General features: G+C 53.5%; 13 protein-coding genes. 2 read left to right on the top strand and 11 right to left on the bottom strand.

Going from position 1 to position 22461, the window contains the following annotated elements; genetic code table 11:
• The 3 genes from pdxA to lptD all read right to left on the bottom strand — a co-directional run bounded on the left by pdxA (position 1) and on the right by lptD (position 4797).
• The gene (gene pdxA / locus CKQ54_RS06760; protein WP_120162003.1) at positions 1-1008 is read right to left on the bottom strand and encodes a 4-hydroxythreonine-4-phosphate dehydrogenase PdxA; all 1008 of its coding nucleotides are present in this window, start codon (positions 1006-1008) and stop codon (positions 1-3) included.
• A complete protein-coding gene (surA, locus tag CKQ54_RS06765; protein ID WP_120161942.1) occupies positions 998-2293 on the bottom strand; it encodes a peptidylprolyl isomerase SurA in 1296 nt (431 codons plus the stop codon). The genes pdxA and surA overlap by 11 nt, the downstream gene beginning before the upstream one ends.
• 125 nt (positions 2294-2418) lie before the next feature.
• Positions 2419-4797 carry an LPS assembly protein LptD gene (gene lptD, locus CKQ54_RS06770; protein ID WP_112286976.1) on the bottom strand — a complete coding sequence of 793 codons (2379 nt, stop codon included), beginning with the start codon at positions 4795-4797 and terminating at the stop codon, positions 2419-2421.
• Between the two features lie 181 nt (positions 4798-4978).
• Here lptD and djlA point away from each other — a divergent pair, with 181 nt between their 5' ends.
• Positions 4979-5800: a co-chaperone DjlA gene (gene djlA, locus CKQ54_RS06775; protein WP_112286975.1), complete on the top strand. Its 822-nt coding sequence runs from the start codon at positions 4979-4981 to the stop codon at positions 5798-5800.
• A 66-nt stretch (positions 5801-5866) separates the two neighbouring features.
• Here the strand turns inward: djlA and CKQ54_RS06780 are convergent, their stop codons facing one another.
• The 4 genes from CKQ54_RS06780 to CKQ54_RS06795 all read right to left on the bottom strand — a co-directional run bounded on the left by CKQ54_RS06780 (position 5867) and on the right by CKQ54_RS06795 (position 16136).
• Positions 5867-9658, bottom strand: coding sequence for a S6 family peptidase (locus tag CKQ54_RS06780; RefSeq protein WP_120161941.1), 3792 nt, complete (start codon positions 9656-9658; stop codon positions 5867-5869).
• A 197-nt stretch (positions 9659-9855) separates the two neighbouring features.
• The gene (rluA, locus tag CKQ54_RS06785) at positions 9856-10557 is read right to left on the bottom strand and encodes a bifunctional tRNA pseudouridine(32) synthase/23S rRNA pseudouridine(746) synthase RluA (RefSeq protein WP_113876330.1); all 702 of its coding nucleotides are present in this window, start codon (positions 10555-10557) and stop codon (positions 9856-9858) included.
• Between the two features lie 66 nt (positions 10558-10623).
• Positions 10624-13521, bottom strand: a complete 2898-nt coding sequence (gene rapA / locus CKQ54_RS06790; protein WP_120161940.1) for an RNA polymerase-associated protein RapA — start codon at positions 13519-13521, stop codon at positions 10624-10626.
• 209 nt (positions 13522-13730) lie between these two features.
• Positions 13731-16136, bottom strand: coding sequence for a DNA polymerase II (locus tag CKQ54_RS06795; RefSeq protein ID WP_120162002.1), 2406 nt, complete (start codon positions 16134-16136; stop codon positions 13731-13733).
• A 243-nt stretch (positions 16137-16379) separates the two neighbouring features.
• On the opposite strand from CKQ54_RS06795, the gene CKQ54_RS06800 reads away from it, so the two are divergent.
• Positions 16380-17147 (top strand): DedA family protein, encoded by a 768-nt coding sequence (locus CKQ54_RS06800; protein WP_120161939.1) that lies wholly within the window; start codon positions 16380-16382, stop codon positions 17145-17147.
• A gap of 15 nt (positions 17148-17162) precedes the next feature.
• Here the strand turns inward: CKQ54_RS06800 and thiQ are convergent, their stop codons facing one another.
• The 4 genes from thiQ to sgrR all read right to left on the bottom strand — a co-directional run bounded on the left by thiQ (position 17163) and on the right by sgrR (position 22425).
• Positions 17163-17876 (bottom strand): thiamine ABC transporter ATP-binding protein ThiQ, encoded by a 714-nt coding sequence (thiQ, locus tag CKQ54_RS06805; RefSeq protein ID WP_120161938.1) that lies wholly within the window; start codon positions 17874-17876, stop codon positions 17163-17165.
• On the bottom strand, positions 17860-19470 hold the full coding sequence (gene thiP / locus CKQ54_RS06810; RefSeq protein WP_120161937.1) for a thiamine/thiamine pyrophosphate ABC transporter permease ThiP: 1611 nt from the start codon (positions 19468-19470) through the stop codon (positions 17860-17862). Before thiP ends, thiQ begins: the two co-directional genes overlap by 17 nt.
• Positions 19446-20429 (bottom strand): thiamine ABC transporter substrate binding subunit, encoded by a 984-nt coding sequence (thiB, locus tag CKQ54_RS06815; protein WP_120161936.1) that lies wholly within the window; start codon positions 20427-20429, stop codon positions 19446-19448. The genes thiP and thiB overlap by 25 nt, the downstream gene beginning before the upstream one ends.
• 334 nt (positions 20430-20763) lie before the next feature.
• The gene (gene sgrR, locus CKQ54_RS06820; protein ID WP_120161935.1) at positions 20764-22425 is read right to left on the bottom strand and encodes an HTH-type transcriptional regulator SgrR; all 1662 of its coding nucleotides are present in this window, start codon (positions 22423-22425) and stop codon (positions 20764-20766) included.
• Between the last annotated feature and the right edge of the window lie 36 nt (positions 22426-22461).

The following is a 22461-nucleotide window of genomic DNA, read 5'->3' on the forward strand; positions in this document are numbered from 1 at the left end:
TTATTTATCGTTGCTGTTATTTGCCATGTGAATGGCGAGATTTATTGCTGTCTTGAAACTGCCCGCATCGGCGGTGCCGGTGGCGGCGAGTTCAAGGGCGGTACCGTGATCAACGGAAGTCCGGATAAAAGGCAGGCCAAGCGTGATATTCACTGCGCGACCGAATCCCTGATATTTTAGCACCGGAAGGCCCTGATCGTGATACATCGATAAAACAGCATCGGCATGTTGCAGATATTTAGGCTGGAATAACGTATCAGCGGGCAGCGGGCCGATGAGATCCATCCCTTGCTGGCGCAGTTCGTCCAGTGCAGGAATGATAATGTCGATCTCTTCGTGCCCCATGTGGCCACCTTCGCCGGCATGTGGATTCAGACCACACACATAAATTTTCGGCGCGGTAATACCAAATTTGGTTTTCAGATCATGATGCAAAATGGTGATGACTTCATGCAGGCATTCACGGGTAATGGCACCCGGCACCGCCAGCAGAGGCAAGTGCGTAGTCGCCAGCGCAACGCGCAATTCTTCAGTCGCCAGCATCATCACAACACGGTTGCAATGGCTGCGGTCGGCGAAGAATTCGGTGTGACCGATGAAGGGAATACCGGCATCGTTGATAATGCTTTTCTGAACCGGACCGGTAATCAGTGCGGAAAATTCGCCGCTGATGGCACCGTCGCAGGCACGCGCCAGCGTTTCTACCACGTAAGGCGCGTTAGCAACATCCAGTTTCCCGGCTGTCACAGGCGCGGCGAGGTTAACGGGTAAAACGGTCAGTGTGCCTGCCGCCTGAGGCTCAGGCGGACGACCTTGCTGATAATCACGCAACTGAATACTCAGACCCAGTTTCTCAGCACGTTCAAGCAGTAAGGCCGGATCGGCACATACCACTAACTCAACAGGCCATGCCTGCTGAGCCAGAGCGAGTACCAGATCCGGCCCAACCCCGGCTGGCTCGCCGGGGGTGATGACCACAGATTTTGTCACGGAAGTATTATTTTCCATTACCATCCATAATTTTCACATACGCTTCAGCACGTTGTTCCTGCATCCACGTCTGAGCTTCTTCCGCAAATTTACGGTTGAACAGCATGCGGTAAGCACGTTCTTTCTGTGCTGCATCTGTTTTATCGACCTGACGGGTGTCCATCAGTTGGATCAAATGCCAGCCGAACGAGGAGTGAACCGGTGCGCTCATTTCACCTTTTTTCAGGTTCATCAGGGCATCACGGAACGCCGGATCGTACATGTCTGGTGAAGCCCAACCTAAATCGCCGCCCTGATTGGCAGAGCCCGGATCCTGAGAAAGCTGTTTAGCTTCATCAGCGAAGGTCGCTTTGCCGCTCTTAATATCAGCAGCCACTTGTTCCAGTTTTGCACGCGCCTGCGCATCGGTCATCACCACTGAAGGTTTCAGCAGGATGTGGCGGGCGTGTACTTCGGTGACGGAAACGGTTTTGTTATCGCCACGGATATCGTTCACTTTCAGGATATGGAAGCCAACACCTGAACGGATCGGACCGATAACCTGACCTTTCTGCGCGGTGCTCAACGCCTGTGCAAACAGGGAAGGCAGTTCCTGCAATTTGCCCCAGCCCATGTTACCGCCTTTCAGCGCCTGGGAGTCAGCAGAGTAGGTGATCGCCAGTTTGCCGAAATCCGCACCATTGTTCAGATCAGAGACGATTTTCTTCGCCAGCTGTTCTGCAGAATCAACCTGATCCTGCGTCGGGTTTTCTGGCAATGGCAACAGGATGTGGCTGAGGTTGAATTCAGCACCGCTGCCATTTTGCGCAGCAACCTGTTTGGCCAGCTGATCCACTTCCTGAGGCAGGATCGTAACGCGACGACGTACTTCGCTGTTACGCACTTCGCTGATGATCATTTCTTTGCGGATCTGGGCACGGTAGGTGCTGTAGTTCAAACCGTCATATGCAAGACGGCTGCGAAGCTGATCGACAGAAATGTTGTTCTGCTGGGCGATACTGGCGATGGCTTTATCGACATCCTGATCGTTTGGCGTGATCCCCATACGGGTCGCCATCTGCAACTGGATCTGATCCATGATCAGACGATCGAGGATCTGGTGACGTAACGTTGCGTCATCCGGCAGCTGTTGTTTAGCCTGCTGTGCCTGCTGTTTAACGGAATTAAACAAACCATCCACGTCACTTTGCAATACGACGCCGTTGTTCACGACGGCAGCAACTTTATCAACTTCCTGAGGGGCAGCAAACGCAGTGCTGGCACAAAGCGTCACGCCGAGGAGAAGTGTTCTCCAGTTCTTCATACTTTTTCCATTTGTCTAATCCGCAAGCGCGGGTTTCAAGTTCACTGAGTTCGTAGTGTCTTCACTAAATCAGCCCTGTCTGCACGAAATGACATGCAGACAGGAAATCAAGAGTGTCGTCGGGCTTAGAAAGCTCGCTGATATGGCAGTATGCCGGTGGCCAACATTTCTTTTGTTCCGAGGGTTTGATTGTTACCCAGGCCTCTAAGTTCAATATTGAAACCAATCTTATTGTCATACTTACTTTCGGACTTGGTCGTGTCGTAGTTGGTGATCTTACGTTCGTAACCGACATTGATTGCCCAGCAGCAGGTATTGTATTGCAGGCCGATTAACTGATCGGCGCTTTGCTGTGCTTTGGTATCGTAATAATACGCACCGACGATGGACCAGCGATCGGCAATCGGCCAGCTGGCGATACCGCCGACCTGAGAAATACCGTCCTGATACCCCGGGTTGGTGACCTGAGGTAATGTCGCCTGAATATATTCCGGGCTGGCATAACGGTAGCTCAACTGAATCATTTTCTCTGAGTCAGCACGATACTCAAGCACTGCATCGCCCAGCGCCAGTGCATCAAGACGGGTGTCATATTGCACACCGCCGCGAACGCCCCAGAAGTTATTGATTTTGTAATAAGTGTCACCTGCCCAAACCAGGCTGCCGGTGTCATCATTTTTATCCAGCACGCTGTTCTGATCGCCAGTGCGCGGTGGCTGGAAGTAATAAATCTGTCCGGCAGAGGCGTTAAAACGCTCTTCCAGATTTTCGTCATAAATACGGGTGGTTAAACCACTCGCCACCTGATTGGCAGAAGCGATGCGGTCAAGACCACTGTAACTTTTATCGCGGAACAGACCGGTGTAGTCGGACTGCAACAACGTGGAGTCATAGGTATTGATCGAACTCTGGTTACGATACGGAATGTACAGGTACTGCACTCGCGGCTCGAGGGTCTGGGTGTAATCACTGTTCCAGTCCATCGTACGGTCAAACACCATTTTGCCGTCGGTTTTAAATTCAGGCATAACGCGGTTCACGGATGAACGCAGTTTGGTGTCCGGGTTCGCATCATAATAGGCATCTGGAATATCCTGCTGATAGTGGGTAGCCATCAGCTTGATTTCGTTATCCAGACTGCCCCAGCCATTACTGAGCGGCAGGCTTAACGTAGGTTCGAAGTGCGTACGTATCGCTTCCGGGTTATCCGGGTTCACGCTGGTGAATTTCACCGCCTGACCGTACAGGTGCAGGTCGAACGGACCTACATCGTTTTTATAATAGTTAATGTCCAGCTGTGGCTGGGCACGGTAAGCATTGCTGTTACCATAATCAGTGAAGACCTGGAACTGCTTACTTGCCAGTGTCACATCCCAGTTCTTATTCGCATACCCTACACTGAATTTTTGCGTGGAATAGCCATCGGTACTGGAACCGTATTTCGAATCGAAATCGGTGAAGTAATAAGGGTCACTGACTTTGGTGTAATCGACGTTGAAGCGCCACACCTGATCGTAAACACCTGAATGACGCCAGTAATACATCCAGCGTTTGGTGGTGTTATCACTGGTACGGCCTTCGTCCTTCAGGAACTGATCGTCGATCTTCTTATCATTACCCAGATAATCGAACTCCATCAGACCCGCACCGGCGACGGTCAGGTAGCGGAATTCGTTCTGCAGCTGCAGACCACGATCGCTCATGTAATTTGGCGTGATCGTGGCGTCGTAGTTTGGCGCAATGTTCCAGTAATAAGGAACTGTCAGGCCGAAACCATTGTTAGTGCTGTATTTAGCGTTAGGGATAAGGAAACCGGAACGGCGCTTATCCCCAATCGGTAACTGCATATAAGGGCTGTAGAACACAGGAACCGGGCCGATATGGAAACGTGCGTTCCAGATCTCAGCCACTTCTTCCTGACGGTCCTGAATCACTTCTGAACCGACGACGCTCCAGCTGTTATCACCGGGCAGACAGGTGGTGAACGTGCCGTTATCCATGATGGTGTAGCGGTTATTGTCACGCTGCTTCATCTTGTCAGCCTGGCCACGACCCTGACGGCCAACCATCTGATAATCACCATCCTGAACATCAGTGTCTTTCGTGGTCAGGTTTGCAAAGCCTTTCGGGCCCTTCAGCTTGATTTGATTATCGTTATAACGCACGTTGCCGGTCGCTGTGGCGGTTCGGGTCGGCGTTGGCTGATTAGGATTCGCGATTTGATTGAGCTGAACCTGATCAGCGTCCAGTGTGCTGTTTCCCTGAACAACGTTAACGTTGCCGCTAAACAACGCGCTGTCGGGATAATTGCCTGTCGCCTTATCGGCATTAATAGTAACAGGCAGTGAGTTAGGATCACCCTGCACCAAAGGTTTGTCATAGGTCGGAACGCCGAGCATACATTGTTCTGCGAGATCGGCCATTGCGCCGTGACTGTACAATACTGACCAGATTGTGGCGGCCAGCATTGTCGGTAAGCGTGTTTTCAGACGTCTGTTTTTCATACGTAAAATGGTGTTCCGTCATCAGAGGCATCATGCCGGCAAACGGTCAGAGACTATCTCACTCATCATGGTTGCGCTAGTGTTAAATCCCACCGGTTACGTTGCCGCCGTTAGGCACAACGATAAATGCCGGTTATGATAAAGCAATTTTTAAGCGACGGCATGGCGAATTGAGGAGTATATGCAGTATTGGGGAAAACTGCTCGGACTTATCCTTGGCTTATGGTCAGGTTTAGGCTTCTGGGGAATTGTTGCAGGGCTGGTGATAGGGCATATGTTTGATACCGCGCGTTCCGCGAAACGCCGGGGATATTTTGCCGATCAGCAGACACGTCAAACCATCTTTTTCCGCACCACCTTTGAGGTGATGGGGAATCTGACTAAATCAAAAGGTAGAGTTACCGAAGCAGATATTCAGATCGCCAGTCTTTACATGGAACGTATGCAACTGCATGGCGAGCAACGTGAAGCCGCGCAACGTGCCTTCCGTGATGGCAAAGAAGCCAATTATCCTTTGCGGGAAAAAATGCGTGAACTGCGCAGTGCGTGTTTTGGTCGTTTTGACCTGATACGGACTTTTCTGGAAATTCAGATCCAGGCGGCCTATGCCGACGGTTCATTGCATCCTAACGAACGCGAAGTGCTGTATGTGATTGCTGAAGAACTGGGTATTTCACGGATGCAGTTCGATCAGTTCCTGCGCATGATGGAAGGCGGCCAGCAGTTTGGCGGCCATCAGCAGGGCGGGCGTTCCTATGGCGGCGGTTATCACCAGACGCAGCAAGGCCCGACGCTGGCGGATGCCTGTAAAGTGCTGGGCGTGAATGCCACCGACGACGCGACGACCATCAAGCGTGCCTATCGCAAACTGATGGGCGAGCATCATCCTGACAAACTGGTGGCGAAAGGTTTGCCACCTGAAATGATGGAAATGGCCAAGGAAAAAGCGCAGGCGATACAGGCGGCGTATGACCTGATCAAACGCGAAAAAGGCTTTAAATAACGTCATCGTAAAAAAGGCGTCCATTCCAGGACGCCTTTTGCTTTTCGTTTCATATGCGGTCAGGGATCAGAAACTCACCTTCACGCCTGCAATCGCCTGCCAGTAATCAACCCCTTCATCTTCAATTCTGTGCTGATACTGCACACCGGTGTTCAGTGACACATTTGGTGTCGGGTTACTGATAATCCCCAGATCGATCATACCAGAGCTACCTGTTGCCCCACTGCGGAAGCTGTTGCTGACGTCGCTGTAGGTGTCCCCGATGTCCACTGACGCATCGTCACTGAGATCTTTAATGAACAGGGTATTGGCGGTCACCGCCCATTTACCTGCATTCGCGGTATCCCAGTCGTAGCGGTAACGCATCCCTAAGCGGGCAGTCGGACGGGTGATATCGTCATAATGCACCTTGGTATTATCAACATCTGTAAAATCATCGACTTGCAGTCGCTGAACGCCAAACCCAACGGATGGCGTCAGCTCATGATTGCCTGCCTGGATTTTATATCCTACATCGACAGAGCCGCCGAAGGATTTCGCACTGATATCCGCCACTTCACCGCTGCGCAGGTCGGTCGAGACATTGCCATCATAGATGGCGACATCCGAAGCCACATCCACCGTTAATCCGCTGACATACTGATACGAAAGCAGTGAAGAGAGTCCCCAGGTGGTGTATTGCGTTTTGCTGTTGCCATCGGCGGCATCCGGCGTGACATCCAGATTAGCGCTGGAAAGGCCGAGGCTCAGTCCCAATGCGTGAGTATCATTACCCAGTTGCAGAACTTTACCGCCAAACAACCAGCCTTCTTCTTTCTGGGTGTAGTCATAGCCATAATTCATAAAGCCCAACGAGGAATGATATTTGTCTTCTCCGTTGAGGTACTGGAAGAACATGTGCAGTTTTTTATCATCCTGCGCCAGTGTCTGGTTACGGAATGTCTCATTCACCCGGCTGTTATAGCTCAGCAGGGCGGAAGGTAATGAAAGATAGGAAGGTACCTGCGGTGTGACAGCCGGGCGTGTATTTTTCCCGTTGTCATCCTCATCGGGTGTCGGAGCAGGAGGAACAGGTATGTCGCTGTCATCCGGAGTTGGGTCTGGAATCGGTGTATCATCGCCGCTGTCATCCGGTGTCGGATCGGGAACCGGCGTATCGTCGCCGCCGTCATCCGGCGTGGGATCCGGAACAGGCGTGTTATCGACAGGCACCGTATTATCGCCTTCAGTCAGCATGTTGTTTTGCAGACGATAGTCCCAGAACTGATCGCCGCTTCCTTCAACATCACGCTGCTCTTCGGAGCTGCGTCCCGGCGCGAAAGCGTAAAGGTTGTAGGCATAAGCGCCACGCGCGACGTATTCCCCCGCCAGTTTGAAGCTGTTTTTTGTGGCGTTACCCGCTACCTGAATCAGAGAAATCCCTTCCTGATTATCTGCTGCACCGTCATTATCCGTGTCGGTGAAGAAGCCGGCACCCGAAGGTGTGACCTGAACGATAACAGGGGTTGAAGAAACCACGTCGCCATTGATCAGTAACTTGTCGGTTTGCGCAAAACTCGGGTCGAAATGTGTGCGCAAGCTGAGCAGATTATTGTTACCTGCAGCGAGTGTGCCGTTAACGGTTTGTGTTGCCGGCACAAAGGCATCGCTTTCGCTCTCTGCTGGCCATTGAGGAAGAAGCTGAACATCATCTTTCAGAATAAGATCTGTGACGGTGCTGTTTCCTGCCAGCACGGTGTTTTGTTCCATAGTCACGGTCGAGGTAAGGGAGCCGTTGAGGATCAATGCGCCGCTGTAAATATGGGTTGAGCCGGTGAAGGTATTATCGCTGTTGATATATAACGCACCCGGCGCCATTTTTTTCAGCGTCCCGTTACCGGAAATGGCGGCATCTATGATCACATCATTATTGCCATCAGTGCTGGTGGTTTTATTGTCTGTCTGATCAACGGAAATCACACTGCCAGAGGCTAACTCAACCTGACCGCTCAAATGTGATTTGCTGTTCAGCATCATGTTTGCCTGCTCATTGAGCTTAACGTTGGCATTCAGCGTGGCATGTTCATTCACCCGCAGGGTGGCATGGCTGGCGACATCAACCTGGTTAACATTATAGGTTTCATCAATCCAGTCATCACTGAAAACAGTGCCGCCGGCATGCGGTGTCGGGCGTCCGACCAGTCTTAGAATGCCGTTTTGCACGGAAAGCTGATTCAGATCGGCACCGCCCGCCAGGTCCCAGATGCCCGCAGAAGAATCAGGAGCATAATCGACATTTAAATTTGATGCTGTTTCTTTACTGCCGAGATGGCCAATAAATGTCTGGTTATCTGAGTTATTCAACGTCAGCGTACTGATCTGGTCTGCATTGCTGTTAATAATCGCTGCACCAGAATCACTGTGATTGATGGTGCTGAAAGCCATGTCATAGCCATTCAGATCCAGATTACCGCCACGGTAGCCAAAGTTTATGTCACTGCTTTCAATCTGGTTTTCACCGCCGATCTGCACCGTCGGGCGCCCGCTTACGATGGTGATTTTGGAGAAGGCCTTTTGCTCACCCGCTTCATTGGCTTGTTGTGCCAGAACCACCAGACCGTCGCCAACATTCAGCGCGCCGCCATTATTGCCCACGGCATTGACGTACAGCGTACCTTCACCGATTTTATGCAGGGTGTCTCCGTCTAATCCATTGACTTCCCAGTCGACGGTTTTCCCCGCATCGACTTCGATCCCGCCGCCCACCCAGGTGCTGTTGGCTCCGTCGGCAGAGACGACGCGGTAATCGTTGGAAAACTGCAGTTTTGCCGCACCGTGATTCACCGCGCTGTCGAGTACGATCAGGCCGCCATCACCGGCAAAGCGCAGGTCTTTGGAGGCATCGAGTTCATCATTCGTGGCCTGCGAAGGCAGAGCCGTGTTAACACCGTGCCACTGCCAGCTGTTATCGCCCTGGGTAATATTGGCCGCCGTCCAGTGAATGTCGCCATCGGCGGCGATATCAGTCACATCCGGGTCAATATTTTTGGCAAACACGCTCTCCATGAAAGCCTGTTGTATGTAAAGGGTATAGCTGTCGTATTTATAAGGTCCGTAACCGCCGCTCCAGGGTGAAACCCCGACAATTTTCCAGATTTTTTCTTTATTGTCATAAACAAACAGCGGGCTGCCGCTGTCACCGGCCTGAATTGCACTGCTGAAAGGCTGAACGCGTGAATCTGTAGGACCATAATTGATCCACTTCAGTTGCCCGCTCTGAAAGGTAGGATTAACAATCGTGCCACCCGATTTCCAGACATACGCATCCGCGAGATATTTCATTTTATGCGTAACAGGATCGACCTGATATTGCGTGCCGGATCCGGCGCGTGCGAAATAGGTATAACGCTCTTTATCAGTGGTAAACTCAGCGGGATCTGCGACAGGCATCGGTGCAGCTTCAGTAACCACTTTATTTAAACGCGGGACATGGAAATCTTTATTTTTGGTGTAATACTCCGGGTCAATGTTGCGATTAATCAGTTTATAGGTAGTTCTGTATTTCGCATGATTCCCAAAGTCTACGGAAGTATATCCACCGTTATGGGCCACGCTGACAATATAAGAGGGAGAAATTAATGTCGCGAACCCCAGACTGCTGACGGCGCCAAAATCAGGCATAGGGAAGTTAAGAATGCCCGCTGACGTGCCGTCCGTTTTAAAAACTTCGATATTTTCTTCACCCGCACCATATTTCCCAAGGTTTTCAGCAAAATCACGATAGTCCTGAACCGCGACATCCTCGCGCATTACACCGGCATCGGCATCAAAAAGCGCCAATGCAATCAGGCTGCTGAGCAGCTTTGGTTTCCATTTCATTATTATCTTCCCTGAGGATGAAATTATTAAAAAGGAGGGGATGTTAACAGTTGCAGGAAGAGTAATGACAGGTCAGTCAATAACTGGCTCAGGGAATATACTATTTTGCGGGGCGTTAAAACCTAATAAAACAATATGATGGAAATACAATACATATTACTTAAAAGTGATTTAAGAAATATGTATTGTTTGAATGATTAAAAATCCGGCTCGCAATTAAACACCAGCGGCGCATCCGTTATCGGATGGTAGAACGATAATTCCTGGGCGTGCAGTTGCAAACGGTCTGCTGCCGCCAGTGCCTGCGGATGCGCATAGAATTTATCGCCCAGAATCGGATGCCCGAGCGCCAGAAGGTGTACGCGCAGCTGATGCGAACGTCCGGTGATTGGCCGCAGTTTCACCCGCGTGGTGCCGTCATCATCCCATGACATCACTTCGTATTGCGTCAGCGCCTTTTTGCCGGTTTCATGGCAGACCTTCTGCTTTGGCCGGTTGGGATAATCGCAAATCAGCGGCAAATCGATAATGCCGTAATCTTCTTCAACCCGTCCCCAGACCCGTGCGATATACACTTTCTTGGTTTCGCGCTCGCGGAACTGACGTTTCAGCTCACGCTCAGCCTCTTTGGTCAGTGCCACGACGATCACGCCGCTGGTCGACATATCCAGACGATGGACGGATTCAGCCTCGGGAAATTGCTGCTGAATACGCGTCATCAGGCTGTCCTGATGCTCAGCCAGTTTGCCCGGTACCGAAAGCAGGCCGCTCGGTTTATTGACCACCATGATGTGTTCATCCTGAAAAATCACCTGTAACCAGGGATCGGTCGGTGGATTGTAATTTTCCAGCGGCCGGGTTTTTGAAGGTTCAGGGATTATGGGTTGATGTTCGCTCATAGCGGTTTCAGTCTGCATTCGGGTTGAAATAAAGAAGGGATGCAGACCGGCTGCATCCCGTCGGGCTTACTGGTGGCTGACCACCACCAGGCGGATCGCATCCAGACGCCAGCTGGCATCGTTCAGATTCGCCAGCACCTGTTTACGGTTAGAGTCTACCGATTCCAGTTCGTCATCACGAATGTTCGGGTTCACTTCCTTCAGTGCTTTCAGGCGATCCAGCTCTTGGGTCAGTTGCTCGTCGGCTTCCACTTTGGCCGCTTCAATCAGGGCGCGTGCCTGCTCAGCGATTTCCGCTTCTGCCTGTTGCAGCATGGCGTGAACGTCCTGCTGCACCGCATTCACCAGCTTGCTGGAGTTATGACGGTTAATGGCGTTCAGCTGTCGGTTAAAGCTTTCGAATTCGACCTGAGCCGCCAGATTGGTGCCTTTGCGATCCATCAGCATGCGCACCGGCGTCGGTGGCAGGAAACGGGTCAGTTGCAGATGTTTCGGCGCCTGACATTCCACCACGTACACCAGCTCAGCCAGCAGGGTACCGACCGGCAGTGCTTTATTTTTCAGGATCGACACCGCACAGCTGCCGGTATCGCCGGACAGGATCAGATCCAGCCCGTTTCGCACGATGGGATGTTCCCAGCTGATGAACTGCGCATCTTCACGGGACAGCGCCTGTTCACGATCGAAGGTGACGGTACAACCGTCTTCCGGCAGCCCCGGGAAATCCGGCACCAGCATGTGATCGGAAGGCGTCAGTACGATCAGATTGTCGCTGCGATCCTCCTGATTGATGCCGACGATATCGAACAGATTCAGCGCAAAGTTGACCAGGTTAACGTCGTTATCCTGCTCGCCGATTTCCTTCGCCAGTTGCTGCGCACGTTCGCCGCCGTTGGAATGCATCTCCAGCAGACGGTCGCGGCCATTTTCCAGCTTCTCTTTCAGCGCATCATGTTCGGCGCGACATGTGAGAATAAACTCATCCAGACCTGCCTGCTCGGCAGGCGTCGCCAGGAAGGCAATCAGTTGCTCATAGGCGCTGTCATAAATGGTACGGCCGGTCGGACAGGTATGTTCAAACGCGTCCAGACCTTCATGGAACCAGCGAACCAGCACCGACTGCGCGGTCTGTTCGAGGTAAGGCACCATGATGTCGATATTATTTTGCTGGCCGATACGATCCAGACGCCCGATACGCTGCTCCAGCAGATCCGGGTTAAACGGCAGATCGAACATCACCATTTTGCTGGCGAACTGGAAGTTACGGCCTTCGGAGCCGATTTCGGAACACAGCAACACCTGCGCGCCTTCTTCCTGAGAAGCAAAGTAAGCGGCAGCGCGGTCACGTTCAATGATCGACAACCCTTCGTGGAACACGGCGGCACGGATCGCTTCACGTTCACGCAGAACCTGCTCCAGTTGCAATGCGGTGGCGGCTTTGGCGCAGATCACCAGCACTTTCTCGTCACGGTTGGCGGTCAGATAACCGAGCAGCCATTCGACGCGTGGATCAAAGTTCCACCAGGTGGCGTTCTCGCCTTCGAACTCCTGATAAATCTGCTCCGGGTACAGCATGTCGTGCGCACGGGCTTCGGCGGTTTTCTTCGCGCCCATAATGCCTGAGACTTTAATCGCGGTCTGATACTGCGTCGGCAGCGGCAGTTTCACCGCGTGCAGATGGCGCTCAGGGAAACCTTTCACGCCGTTACGGGTGTTACGGAACAGCACGCGGCTGGTGCCGTGACGATCCATCAGCATGGAAACCAGCTGTTTCGCTGCCGCTTCATCGCCTTTATTGGCGGCGGTCAGCAGGGCATCGGTATCGGCGTTGCCGACACTTTCACCCAGTAACGCCAGCGCTTCCGGCGTCAGAGGTTCTTTGTTGAGTAATAGCGTGACGGCATCGGCCACCGGCTGATACTGCTGTTGTTCTTCAATGAATTCTTCGTAATCGTGGAAACGATCCGGATCCAGCAGGCGCAGACGCGCAAAGTGACTTTCCTGACCCAGTTGTTCCGGCGTCGCCGTCAGCAGCAGAACGCTCGGGATTTGCTGGGAAAGTTGCTCGATAACCTGATATTCGCGGCTTGGCGCGTCTTCGCTCCACACCAGATGGTGCGCTTCGTCGACCACCAGCATGTCCCACGCCGCATCAGAAAGCTGCTCAAGGCGGGATTTATTGCGGCGCACGAAATCAAGAGAACAGATCACCAGCTGTTCAGTTTCAAACGGATTAGTCGCCTCATGCACGGATTCAGCGTAGCGGTCGTCATCAAACAGAGAGAAACGCAGGTTGAAGCGGCGCAGCATTTCTACCAGCCACTGGTGTTGCAGGGTTTCAGGCACCACGATCAATACGCGCTCAGCACGGCCAGACAGCAGTTGCTGATGAATAATCATACCGGCTTCAATGGTTTTACCCAGACCCACTTCATCAGCCAGTAAAACGCGAGGCGCGTGACGCTGACCGACTTCGTAAGCAATATGCAACTGATGCGGGATCAGGCTGGCGCGCATACCGCGCAGGCCGCCGAATTCCAGACGGAACTGCTCGCGCTGATATTTACGGGCGCGGAAACGCAGGGCGAAGCGATCCATACGGTCAATCTGACCGGCAAACAGACGGTCCTGCGGCTTACTGAACGTCAGCTTGCTGTCGAGCAGCACTTCACGCATCGCGACGCCGGTTTCTTCGGTATCCAGACGGGTACCGATGTAAGTCAGCAGGCCTTTATCTTCCAGGACTTCTTCGACCTGTAACTGCCAGCCTTCATGACTGCTGATGGTGTCACCGGGATTGAACATCACGCGGGTGATCGGGGAATCATTTCGGGCATACAAACGGTTTTCACCGGTGGCGGGGAAAAGCAGAGTAACCATGCGCACGTCCAGCGCTACTACGGTCCCTAATCCTAATTCGCTTTCCGTATCGCTTATCCAGCGTTGACCCAATGTAAACGGCATAATCTCTCTCTGTGTTGTTTGCTCGGTATACGACGACTGCGCAATGCGTGTTCAGCCCGTGAACTTTCTCGGGCAATAGTTTTCTTTCCCCGCCAGATGGCGCGGAGTAGTTCGCTGTGTGAGGATGTTTCAGAAATGGGAAAGGGCGCTATGGTAATGGAAGGTAAGCCTTTCGTCACCTGCGAATCAAAGAGCAATCCTTTTTTTGCTCAGAATAATCCCATCTGACCTGTAATCAGTGTAGCAAAGTCGTCATGCAGGAAAGGTAAAATACCGTCGGCAACCGGCTCCAGCTGACGTTCGATGTAATGATCGTAATCGATGGGGGACTGGCGGTTCTCCAGAGGTTCAGGCCCGGAGGTGGTCATCACGTAACTTATCCAGCCGCCGTTCTGATACTGTTTTGCGCGCCCGTGCTGAACATTATAATCATCCGCCAGCCTTGCGGCGCGAACATGCGGCGGAACGTTTTTTTCGTAATCACTCAGCTTGCGGCGAAGACGTTTGCGGTACACCAGCTTGTCATCAAATTCGCCGTCGAGCGTGCGCGCCACATAATCGCGGACGTAATCCTGATATGGCTGCCGGTGGAAAATGCGCTGATACAGTTCCTGCTGAAACTCCTGCGCCAGTTTCGTCCAGTCGGTGCGCACGGTTTCCAGCCCTTTATAAACGATGTGCTCGCCGTCGGCGTCATTCACCAGGCCGGCATAGCGTTTTTTGCTGCCGGTTTCCGAACCGCGGATGGTCGGCATCAGGAAGCGCTGATAGTGCGTTTCGAATTCCAGTTCCAGCGCGCTTTCCAGCCCGTATTCCTTTTGCAGATGCGCTTTCCACCAGACATTAACCTGTTCTACCAGATGACGACCAATGACGCTGGCGTCTTCCTGTGAATGGGGTTTATTGAGCCAGACAAAGGTGGAATCGGTGTCCCCGTAAATCACCTGATAGCCTTCGGCCTCAATCAGTTCACGGGTCTGGCGCATAATGTCGTGCCCGCGCAGCGTAATAGAAGACGCGAGGCGTGGATCAAAGAACCGGCAGCCGCTGGAGCCGAGCACGCCGTAAAAGGCGTTCATGATGATTTTCAGTGCCTGCGAGAGGGGTTTATTTTTCTGCTTTTTAGCTTCCTCGCGGCCCATCCAGATCTGGCGGACGATCTCCGGCAAACAATGTTTTTCCCGCGAGAAGCGGGCGTTGCGGTAACCCGGCACCGAGTGTTCGTCGTCAGGCTGTTGCAGTCCGGCAACCAGCCCGACCGGGTCGATCAGAAAAGTACGAATAATCGACGGGTACAAACTTTTATAATCGAGCACTAATACGGAATCGTACAAACCGGGGCGCGAATCCATTACAAAGCCACCAGGGCTCATTTCACCCTCTAATTCGCCCAGATTTGGCGCGACATACCCGGCGCGGTGCATGCGCGGTAAATAAAGATGGGTAAACGCCGCTACCGAACCGCCGCTGCGATCTACCGCCAGACCCGTCACCGAGGCACGTTCCAGCAAAAACGGCATCAGCTCTGTTTTGGCGAAAATACGCGTCACCAGTTCGCAGTCTTTCAGGTTATAACGTGCCAGCGCCGGTTTATCTTCGCGAAAACGCTGTTCGATTTCGGCCAGCCGCTGATAGGGATTGTCACTGGCTTTGCCTTCGCCTAATAAACTTTGCGAGACGAATTCCAGACTGAACGAGTTGAAGTTCCAGAATGCGGATTTCAGTGCTTCAATGCCGTCGATAATCAGGCGGCCAGCGGCAGCGGCAAAAAAATGCCCCTGTTTGAACCCATGTTCACGCCATTCCAGATCACCGCCACCGCGCCCGAATTTCAGCGGGATTTTGTAGCGGTCAGCATGTTTCTGTAAAACGCGCAGGTCGAACTGCACCACGCTCCAGCCGATGATGGAATCGGGGTCGTAAGTCTCCAGCCACTCATTGAGTTTTTCCAGTAACTGCGGGCGGCTGTCGACGTAAACCATGTTGAAATCGAACTGAGCATCCGGATCGCCGTTGGGCGGGCCGAGCATATAAACGTGGCGCTGCCCGCAGCCTTCCAGCCCGATGCAATACAACTCGCCGTTGCCGCTGGTTTCGATATCCAGCGAACACAGTTTCAGCGGGGGCCGGTAATCTTCCGCCGGTTTCATTTTGGTGTCCAGCAACAGCTTGTCCGGCCCGGGTTTGCCGCTGAACCAGACCGGTGCGGTGATATAGCGTTCCATCAGGAAGCGTTCCGGCGGGCGGATATCCGCTTCGAAAACATTGACGCCATTATCTTTCAGCAGTTTTTCAATCCGCATTAACTGCCGGTGTTGCGGGCAGTAAAGCCCAAGAACGGCGCGGGATTGGAAATCCTGCAACGGCAACGGACGCAGACTAATATTTTTTTCATCAATGAGAATACGCTCCGCCGCCGCACGCTGTTCAGCGGGAATAAACGCCACCGATTCCTGCAAGGGCAGACGCACTTTTTGCGGGCCGTCGTCTGTCGCCAGCCATAAATCCACCTCTGTACCCCGCGGCGTGTCGCGCCAGTGGCGGGTCAGCACAAATCCCTGACGCGGCGCCGTGTCAGGGGTTCGGGCAGATGAGGGGACGGAATTTGCGTTAATAAGCGCCTCGGAACAGATGAAATAAAAGATGAAATGCAAAGACAGAGTATGGTTATTTATACAGTCTTTGTCTATGCCTCAGGTTTCTGCCAAATACGCATACAATTACGCGGTTGACTGTGATAGTTCATGCGCTGACAATTCAGCCGCTTGATGTATTTACTACAATGAGAATGCAGAAAACTCACACTTGTCTCATTTATCTGCGCAATTGGCGCGGACGTAACTCAATTCTGGGAATTTATGGAAGCCTATCTACAACATCTGGTCGCTCAGTCGGTGGGCTTCGCATTAATTATTGTCGCTGTGGTGGCTTTCTTCGAGTCGCTGGCGCTGGTCGGGCTGATTTTGCCGGGCACCGTGATGATGGCGACGCTCGGCACGCTGATCGGCAGCGGTCAGGTCGGGTTGTACGAAGCCTGGCTGGCGGCGGGTCTGGGCTGTTTCTTTGGCGACTGGGCCTCGTATTTCATTGGCCGCGGCTTCAAGGAACCGTTACACCGCTGGCGTTTCCTTAAGCGTTACCAGTCATTACTGGATAAAACCGGTTATGCGCTGGATAGGCATAGCTTTGCCACCGTCATTATCGGGCGTTTCATCGGGCCAACACGCCCGCTGGTGCCGATGGTGGCCGGTATGCTGAACCTGCCGCCTTATAAATTTGCACCGCCGAATATCATCGGCTGCATCACCTGGCCGCCGGTGTATTTCCTGCCGGGGATTCTGGCGGGCGTTGCGATTGATATTCCGGCCAGCCACAACAGTTCAGTGTTCAAATGGATGCTGTTTGCCACCGTGGTGCTGATCTGGCTGAGTGCCTGGTTGCTGTGGCGCTGGTTCCGGTCGGGCAAAGCCTCACCTGATGCGATGACCAAATGGTTGCCTCTGCCGCGTCTGCGCGTCGTTTGTGTGCTGAGTCTGATCGCAACCGCAGTGAGTCTGGTGATGCTTAGCAAACAGCCGATGATGCCGGTCTACGGTCATCTGCTGTGGAAAGTGATCACCCGCTGATGTCTGGCGGATGCCCTAAACGTCCGCTCCAGAAACATCTATCCCCAATACTCTGGCTTCCGGCGCACTGCCTTCGGCCAGTGCCTGCGTCGGTCCGTCGTAGAAAATCCGGCCATCGACAACCAGCAGTGTGCGGGGAGCAATCCGCGCCGCGTCATCCAGATTATGCGACACCATCAGTAATGTGAGATGACGTTGCCCGCACACTTTATCCAGCAAACTCAGCATCTCACTGCGCAGCGCCGGATCGAGTGCCGAAAACGGTTCGTCGAGCAATAAGATTGGCTGGCTGCGTAACAGGCAGCGCGCCAGTGCGACACGCTGACGCTGGCCGCCGGAAAGCTGCGACGGTAAGCGATCCAGACACTCTGCCAGTCCGACCTGTCGGGCGATATCTTCCAGCTCGCGCTTCTGCTGTGCGGTGAGTTTCAGCCCCGGATGTAACCCCAGTCCCATGTTCTGACGCACGGTCAGATGCGAGAACAGATTGTTTTCCTGAAACAGCATCGACACCGGACGTTTTGCCGGTGGTGTCGCGCTGTGATCTGCATCGTTAAGCAGGATCTGTCCGCTGACCGGTGGCAGAAAACCGGCGACCAGGCTGAGCAGGGTACTTTTCCCCGCGCCGCTCGGCCCGAGAATGGCCACGCGTTCACCGGCCTCGATCTGTAAATCGAAGCGCATCGGCAGGTGTTCGTACAGGTACGTCAGTTTATTCAGCGTCAGCATGGCGGCCTGGTAATTTCTCAATCAGGGTGAATAACAGGAAGCATAACAGCAGCAATAACAGCGCCGTCACCGCGCCGTCCTGGCTGCGATAGGAGCCGATCTGCTGATACAGATAAAACGGCAGGGTGCGGAAGTTCTCATTGCCAAATAAGGCGATCATGCCGAAATCCCCCAGCGACAGCACGCAGGCAAACGCCAGCGCCTGCGCAATCGGGCGCTTCAGTGCGCTCAGTTCCACCCAGCGCAGGCGCTGCCAGCCGTGCATATCCAGTGAAAGGCACAGCGGCGTGTAACGTTCGGCCACGTCGCGCATCGGGTTATCCAGCACTTTTAGCGCATAAGGCACCGCCATCAGCGCATTGGTCATGATCACCAGCGGCCATGGCGATTGCGGCATACCTGTCGTATCGCCAAGGAGCAGGAAAAAACCGGTCGCCAGCACAATGCCCGGCATCGCGAGGATCAGCATACCGCTGAGATCCATCGCCTGCGCCCAGCCATTTCTCTGGCGTAATCGCAGTTCGCGACTGCTCCACAACAGCATCATGGTGAGCAGGACACACACTATCCCGCTGCCCAGGGCGATACGCACGGATGTCCATAATGCCTGCCACAGTGCGGGTTGTTGTAAAACACCGACTGCTGCACGGTTGATACCGTCAGTAATCACAGCGAGTAATGGTGGCAGGATCAGCATTAACGCCAGGCCGACCAGCACGGTATCTGCGATGCGCCTCAGCCAGGAATCGTCCGGGTTACGCCAGCGCTGAGAATGCGTTTGTCCGACCGGCAACGCCTGACTGAGTTTCTGGCTGAGCAAGACCAGCGCCAGACAACAAAACAGCTGGATCAGCGCCAGCGTGGCGGCGCGGCTTAAATCGTAGTCGTAACTTAACGCCTGAAAAATCGCCAGTTCAATGGTGGTCGCCTGCGGGCCGCCGCCCAGCGACAGCACGGTGGCGAAGCTGGCGAAGCACAACATAAAAATCAACGCGGCGGCGGGGAAAATCTGCCGGCGAATGGCAGGCCATTCAACAAAGCGAAATTGCTGCCAGGCGTTCATCCCAAGCTGCGCAGCCAGCTGACGCTGTTCGACGGCGATATTTTCCAGCGCCTGCAATAAGAGTCGGGCTGCCAGTGGCAGATTAAAAAACACATGAGCCAGTAAAATGCCCTGTAAACCATAAGGCGAGAAACGGTAATCCACGCCCAGCCAGCCGCAAATCTGCGCCAGCCAGCCCTGCCGTCCATAGACGCTGAGAATGCCGAAGACTGCCACCAGAACCGGCAATACCAGCGTCATCGCGCATAAGCGTAGTAACAGCTGACGTCCGGGGAAGCGGCGGCGGAACAGCGCACGGGCCAGCAGAATGGCGGGCAGCACAGAACAGAGCGCCGAAAGCAGCGCCTGCCAGAAGGTAAAGCGGATCACATGCCAGAGATAAGGATCCTGCCACAGCGAGGCGCCGCTCATCTGTGGCGCATGACGCCACAGAGAGCCTAACGCCAGCATAGCCACCAGCAACATCAGCAGCGAGGCGATGGCGCCCGGCCACAACCAGCGAGGGATCAACGGCTGACGGCGTTCTGCCATGCCTGGATCCATTGTGAACGGTGAGTGGCGACATCCTGTGCGCTGTATTGCAGGGACTTAGCCGGTACCGTCAGCTGTTTAAAGGCGTCAGGCAGCGGGGTGTTGATCACCGGATACATCCAGTTGCCGGCCGGGATCACTTTCTGGAAATCTTCCGTAGTGATGAATTTCATAAATGCTTCAGCCAGTTCAGGTTGCTTGCTGTTCGCCAGCTGACCCGCCACTTCGACCTGCATGTAATGACCTTCGGTGAAATCCGCCGCCGCGTAGTTATCTTTCTTTTCTTCGACGATGTGATACGCCGGAGATGTGGTATAGCTCAGCACCAGATCGCTCTCGCCTTTGAGGAATAAACCGTAAGCCTCGCTCCAGCCTTTGGTGACGGTAACGGTTTTCTTCGCCAGTTTTTCCCATGCTTGCGGTGCTTTGTCGCCATAGACTTTTTGCATCCACAACATCAGGCCCAGACCCGGTGTACTGGTGCGCGGATCTTCGTAAATGACTTTCCATTTCTGGTCGCTGTTGATCAGCTCATCGAGGCTTTTTGGCGGGTTCTTCAGTTTGTTTTTGTCATACACGAACGCGAAATAGCCGTAATCGTAAGGCACGAACGTGGTGTTGTCCCAGCCGCCTGGTACGGTCAGTCTGGCATCGGTTTTCGGCGCTTTGGCAAATAATCCGGTTTGTTCGGCCGCCTGCAACAGGTTGTTATCCAGCCCGAGAACCACGTCGGCTTTGCTGTTTTTGCCTTCCATCCGCAGACGGTTAAGCAAAGAGACACCGTCTTCCAGCGCAACGTATTTCAGTTCGCAACCGCACCGGGCTTCAAAAGCTTTTTTAATCGCCGGGCCAGGACCCCAGTCGGCAGAGAAAGAATCGTAGGTATAAACCGTCAGAACAGGTTTTGCAGCCAGTGCAGGGGCAGAAAGTAACAGCAGGCAGGACAATAATTTTTTCAACTTTGCGCTCCAAAAAAATGAAAGGGCAAAGGATTTTGAGTAAGCATCGCGCAGTCTCAAATCCCTCCGCCGGGGTTAACCGGATCAGGTTCGACGGGTCTAAATCTCAGCCTTTTAAACTTGCTGTGCGTGTGTTGATCGGGCGTCGTACAGTGCTCGAAATGCTCACGTACTTTGTGTACGCTCCGCTTTCTGTACGCTGGACTTCACCCGCTGAACACGCGCTCGCGGCGTTTAAAGATCGAGTTCATTCTTCTTGAAAAAGAACGCACTTTGGCACCCCGTTGAGAACGGATGTCATTCTAGAGACTAACGGCGCGATGCGATAGTCCGATTAACTGTCCGGCGGCGCAAACCACGCGGATTTGAAATCGAACCAGCCGAGGGTGTTCATGCGCACGCCGCGCATACTGCGCTGCCCCTGCAACACCAGCCAGTGATGAAACAGAGGATGGATCTGATGGCTGACTGTTTGTTTCTGACTCCATTTGGCGATCGATAAATTCCCCGCATGCCACTGCGCGGCGTCATCTTCCATCTCTTCACTGAAGCAGTGTTTCGCCAGCGGTAATTCATAGAAATGCGCAAAGAGTGAAAATTCCAGCGGCAGGGTAAAGTTGGCGCTGCCGAGCCACAGATCACTTTTGGCGTCGCCACGGTGCCAGACCGCGTAATCCACGACCTGAATAATCAGCTCAATGCCTTCGGATGCCAGAAGCGGCTGCAGCGCATTGCAGATCGCCTGATGCTCGGAATGCTCGCCGTAAAATGTGAGTGTCACCTGCGTCAGGTTTTGCGGTTTGGGCGGACGCGGTTGTGGCGCTTTATGGTGCCAGCGTGGCAGCAGGCCGTAAGCCGGCGACCAGTAGCGCTGATAAATCGGTTCGGCATTATTCAGTAAAGCGATGGGATTGAGTAAATCGCACAGCCACTGGCGGGTTTCTGCGGATTGTCCCACCGGCGAGCGCTGGTCAAATAACAAAAAATAGCAGCCTTCTTCCAGGCGACTTTCCAGTTCGCTTTTGCCCGATTCATCAGCCTGTAGCTGTACACCGGAATGCACCAGTTCTTCACTCAGTTCCGGCAACACCCAGATATTTACTTCGTCAATCAGTGCCCGGAAGCCAAAATAATCATCAAAGGCGCGGATGCGCAGTTGGGTTTTCAGGTTACGCACCACGGCGTAAGGGCCGGTACCGACCGGATGGCGGGCAAAATCGGGCAGCGACTGCCACTCCTGCGGCAGGATCATCGCGTGGATATTGCCGAACAGCCACGGCAACCAGCGATCGGGTTCATTCAGGTGGATATCAATAACATTTGGCGTGGGCGTTGTGACTGACTTCAGGTTACTGAACAGCGGATGCGTTTTCAGCCGGGTGAAGGTAGCAATGATATCCACCATCTCCAGCTCACGGCCATGATGAAAATGAATGGCAGGGCGCAGATAAAACCGCCACTGCAATGGCGAAATCTCCTGCCAGTGATGGGCTAAATCGCCTTCGACTTCCCCTTTTTCCTCATTTATGCGTGTGAGGCCGCTAAAAATCTGCCGGGCAATATGGGTTTCAGAGCGGCGTAACATGGTGCCGGGCAGCAGATTAATCAGCGGACGGTAATACAACACACGCAGGATATGCTTACCCTGACGAAAGCTGCGGCCGAGCTGGGAAAGCAGCATCTGGCGCACCAGGGTTTTGTCGCCGACCAGTTGTACCAGCTGATCAATACGATCCTGCTCCAGCAGCTCTTCGGCGCGCTGTTGCTGGAGTGCGAGGCCGGTATACAAAAATTTCAGCGTGGAACGTTTGCCGCGTCCGGCTTCTGCATCCCACGTCAGCCAGCCCTGTTCCTGCATGGTGCTGAGCAACGAGCGCATGTGTCTGCGTGAGCAACTCAGAACTTCCGACAGTGCCTGTAGCGTCGTTTCAGTGTCTTGACCGTGACAGCTTTGCCACAGGCGGATGAACTGTTGTTGCAAACGGGACGAGGACATAAAAGAGGAACTCCACGGGCAATTTTCATCAATTTA

This window comes from Rahnella variigena, from assembly GCF_003610915.1.
GTDB lineage: Bacteria > Pseudomonadota > Gammaproteobacteria > Enterobacterales > Enterobacteriaceae > Rahnella > Rahnella variigena.